Origin of the sequence: Microcystis sp. M49636_WE2, assembly GCF_030065375.1 — a bacterium.
Taxonomy (GTDB): Bacteria; Cyanobacteriota; Cyanobacteriia; order Cyanobacteriales; family Microcystaceae; genus Microcystis; species Microcystis aeruginosa_C.
Genome location: NZ_JASJFG010000005.1, coordinates 1 through 4,452, shown reverse-complemented (window position 1 = coordinate 4,452; position 4,452 = coordinate 1). Strand labels below are relative to the sequence as shown.

The 4,452-nt window shown below is 43.8% G+C and carries 3 protein-coding genes and 1 pseudogene; 2 read left to right on the top strand and 2 right to left on the bottom strand.

Annotated features, from left to right (window positions below; all coding sequences use genetic code 11):
- Positions 1 to 391 precede the first annotated feature (391 nt).
- Positions 392 to 1,876, bottom strand: a complete 1,485-nt coding sequence (locus PX484_RS00075; RefSeq protein ID WP_287767114.1) for a polysaccharide deacetylase family protein — start codon at positions 1,874 to 1,876, stop codon at positions 392 to 394.
- A gap of 267 nt (positions 1,877 to 2,143) precedes the next feature.
- Between PX484_RS00075 and PX484_RS00070 the strand changes: the two genes are divergently transcribed.
- Together PX484_RS00070 and PX484_RS00065 are read left to right on the top strand one after the other, a co-directional pair.
- Positions 2,144 to 3,451, top strand: a complete 1,308-nt coding sequence (locus tag PX484_RS00070; RefSeq protein ID WP_004163630.1) for a hemolysin family protein — start codon at positions 2,144 to 2,146, stop codon at positions 3,449 to 3,451.
- A 36-nt stretch (positions 3,452 to 3,487) separates the two neighbouring features.
- Complete coding sequence (locus tag PX484_RS00065; RefSeq protein WP_287767115.1) at positions 3,488 to 4,282, top strand: Rpn family recombination-promoting nuclease/putative transposase; 795 nt, start codon at positions 3,488 to 3,490, stop codon at positions 4,280 to 4,282.
- 35 nt (positions 4,283 to 4,317) lie between these two features.
- Here PX484_RS00065 and PX484_RS00060 read toward each other — a convergent pair.
- A pseudogene (locus PX484_RS00060) lies at positions 4,318 to 4,452 on the bottom strand (proton extrusion protein PcxA); the annotation flags it as partial.

Below are 4,452 nucleotides of genomic sequence, written 5' to 3'. Positions count from 1 at the left end.
AGTTTTGAGGTGGCCAATTACCTAATTTTCAGGGAAAAAGTGCCTAAATTTCCCCCCGATCACTCCCATATCCAGTACTTTTTGATTGACAAAAGGTCTAAAAGTCTTACCCAAAAAGGTTTTTAGATTTATTCAGCAAGCCCTAGTTAGCTAAAAAACATTTATAGCGTTTTTCAGTCTGCTGAGGTACAAAAGTTATGGGTTTTAGGCAAAAGGGAAGAAAAATATGTGTACCTCACTAGCTTAGGAAACGCTATAAGAGAACGTTCGTAAATTAATGTAAAGAAGATGGATTGTTTCTCCCCGCTCCCCGATACCTTTTAAACAGGATTTAGTTTAATACATCTGTGCTACTAGAGCGCAGAATCTGCGCCCTAGATACCTTACTATCCTAGCGGGTTAAGGCCGCGCCTCTTGCGTATAAAGTGCGGGCATAATCGGTCCAAGTACCCTGGCCCCAATAACGGAAACAACTGGTTTGCACGAGCAAATTATAAAGCAGTGCCTCCAGATAATCCGGTCGTCGGGTAAAACTAGGATCCGCCTGTACTAAAGGATCATATTTCTCGTGGAATTGAGCGCTTAATTGGTTCATCGGTTCGAGGACATTTTCGTAACCGCGCACCCAACTGAGATCATTTGTCCAAGATGCCCCATCCATGCTAAAACGGTGGTCGGACTGTTTTAACTCAGCGATCGCCTGTTCTACCGCTTCTGGGGTAGCGGCATCCGGATTAACTCGCTGCCAGATTTTATGCTGGTGTACGGCTTGAATTGGGGGATAATCTTGGGGATTAACGCCAGCAGCCTCGATTAACTCCAGATATTCCGTGCCGTTAAATCCTGCCACACTGGAACCCCCCTGCATTTCCCGCCAAGGATTGGGAAAATCGCGAGGAAATTCATTCATCATCACGCCACCATTTTCACCGTCGGCAATCTGGGAACCTAGGGAAGGAACCCAAACGCCACCGATTTGCTGTTTACCCCGGCATTTAGCCTCGTGGTAGGGTTGCATTTGGGCGACTAATTTGGTGTCGGAACCCTGGGTTTTAATCAAAGCAGTAATGGCAATCACTTCACCGCGAGAATTGCGGGCCACCAAGCGATTAGGAATATATTTTTGTTCCTGACTCAATCCCGAACCGTCGAGATTTTCCACCGAGTGTTCCTGTACCAATAACCAACGATAGCCGCATTCTTTCAGAGCTTTAATATACTCGTAGAGGGTATCGGGATGGTTAGGAAGGTGCATTTCTGGGGGAGAGAACCCTTTGACTCGTTTCAGGGCATCCGGGCCAAAAATCGAGGCAAAATAGGTTTGCCACGCTTGCATCTGTAATTTTAGATCGGGAATCGGTGTGGAAGGGGCCACCGCATGACTCCACATCGTCCCCAACCATTCCACAAATGGTTGATATTGACTGTTACAGGTGATTAATTTGAGTTTATCGAGGATATCCTGCCGTCCCATCTGTACCAAACCCCAGAGGAGATTGCCGGAATAATCGAGCATAATCCGGGGATTACAGCCTTCCGCCACCAATTCCGGGATAAAATCGCCCATGCGACTGTAACACCAGGCAAAAACGCTGGCATTATGGTTATCACCATCCCCCTGATTCTCGAACATATGCTGGAGATTGCAGATTAATTCACCGTTAACACCCGCCGGGATGGTGGGTTGGTGCATATGCAAGGCACAGGCAAAACCAGCCTTAATATTGTCTAATGTGAGATTTGTTGTCGGTAAAAAGATCGGATCATCGTGATTAACAATCGCTGCAATTTCCTGTTCCCAACCGCAAATAGTCGGTAGTCCGGGGCGGATTTCCGTGATAGCGTTCGATTTCGATGATACGGGTGTAGCGATCATAATTTTTCAGGCGAATAGATTGAGATGGTTTGTCCCCACTCTCCCAGGGACAACTTTTTTGACTGGCAACAGGTCACTCTTGACTGTTCACTGCTAACTGAGCTAAGAGTGCGGACTTGATCCTATCCCATTTATACTGGGAGTACCTCCCTCCAGACACAAGCCTTCGTAACTCGTTAAAAATCAAGATGATTCTTTACTGAACTTAACCGATCCTCGCACTATGATCCAAACAACTATCCGCCCTTTTACCTGTAACTTTTAACCATGTTCTCGGCGACTACCGAAATTCTTGTTATCTTCTTCCTGATCCTCCTCAATGGAGTCTTTGCCCTCTCGGAAATTGCCATTGTCTCGGCCCGCAAAGTCCGTTTAGAACAATTAGCCAGAGATGATCGACGGGCGGCGGTGGCCTTAAAATTGGCCAATGATCCCAATCAAATTTTATCTACGGTGCAGATTGGCATTACCCTAGTGGGAATCTTTGCCGGGGCCTACGGAGGAGCGAATTTATCGGTCAGTGTGGCGCAATTATTGGCGCAAGTTCCCGTTTTAGCCCCCTACAGTCAAGCTTTGGGATTAGGATTAGTGGTGTTAATTATTACCTATCTATCCCTGGTGGTGGGGGAATTAGTGCCGAAACGGTTAGGTTTAAGTAATCCTGAAAAAATCGCTATCCTCGTTGCTGATCCTCTCGATAAGCTATCGAAAATTGTTTCGCCTGTTGTCCATCTTTTGAGTCAATCGACTAATCTGATTCTCGGTTTGTTGGGGATTAATACTAATAACAATGATTCCCCAATTACGGAAGAAGAATTGAAAATTATGCTTAAACAGGGAACCGAAGCGGGAACCTTTGAGGAAGCAGAACAGGATATGGTGGAAAGGGTGTTAGGATTGGGCGATCGCAGAGTAAGCCAGATTATGACCACGCGCCCAGATATTATTTGGCTAGATTTGGAAGATAGCGCCGAAATTAACCGCCAGAAGCTAATTGAGAGCAATCATAACCGTTTTCCTGTGTGTCAGGGCAGTTTAGATGAGGTTTTGGGGGTAATCGAAGTCACAGACTTATTAGCGGATTGTTTAAACGGTGAAAGTTTCGACCTAACGAAGGATTTACAACAGCCGCTTTTTGTGCCGGAAAGCACTAGGGGTTTAAAGGTGTTAGAATTGGTGCAGCAAAGTGGTCATCATATTGCCTTGGTAGTGGATGAGTATGGGGTGATTCAAGGATTGGTGACGCGCAAGGATATTTTAGAGGCAATTGTCGGCGATTTACCCCAATTAGATAATATTGAAGATGCTCAGATCGTGCAGCGGGAAGATGGTTCTTGGTTGATCGATGGTACAGTGGCGATCGAAGATTTTAAAGAATTATTTGAAATCAGTGAATTACCCGGGGAAAAACAGGGCAATTATCACACTTTAGGGGGTTTTATTATTACCCATCTTGGCAGGATTCCGGGGGCTGCTGATCATTTTGAATGGCAAAGGTTGCGTTTGGAAGTGGTGGATATGGACGGTAATCGCGTCGATAAGGTGTTAGTAACGCTATTGTTGGATGATTTGTAAGTAATTGTTAGTAAATATCTAGATTTTTTCAAGCTTGTGAAGACCGATACAATTTTTTATCAACTCTTGCAAACCTTTCCGGGGTTAATTTTTGAATTACTGGGAGAATCAACCCAGAAAGCTGAAAATTATCAATTCTCCTCCCGAGAAATCAAAGAATTAGCGCGTCGTTTTGACGGTATTTTTTTACCGACCACAGCAGCACCGGAACTAATTATTTACTTTGTTGAAGTGCAATTTCAGGATAAAAGTGATTTTTATTGGCGATTTTTAACAGAAATTGTCATCTATCTCAATCAGTATAAACCCGTTCAGGATTGGATGGCTGTCGCTTTATTTGCCTCCAGGGATCTGGATAATAATTTTCCCTATCAACTGCGGGGATTTGAGATAACGGGACAGATCAGACGTATTTATTTAGATGAATTAATCGATAATCTGGATCCGTCTCTGGGTTTAGGAATTATTCAGTTAATCGTCGCTACACCCCAATTAGCACAGCAACGAGGAAAACCACTTTTAGAAAAAGCGATCGCTGAAATTGATGATCTAGTTTTCCAGCAAAAAGTTATAGAATTAATTGAAAGAACCTTAGCCTATAAATTTACTAATCTTAGTCGCACGGAGTTAGAAGCTATGTTCGGATTAGATGATCTCAGACAGACTCGACTTTATCAAGAAGCTAAAGAAGAAGGTCGTGAAGAAGCTAAAACTGAAGCGATCGCTGGTTTACTAGCTTTGGGTTTAAGTATAGAACAGATTGCCACTGCTTTGCAATTAGAATCTACCAAAGTACAAGAGACGGCAGCAAGATTATCCTCCCAAAATTAGAAGGGTAAATTAACAAGTTTCTCCCCGATTTTACCCTATTCATTCATATTACGATAGGTAGCCACTGCCGAGGGAGAAATGCGATTGAGATAACGGAAAATCCAATATTTTAAGACTGTATCCAAGATAACGGGAAAAGTGGCGATAAAGAGAAAATTAAACTGGCGATT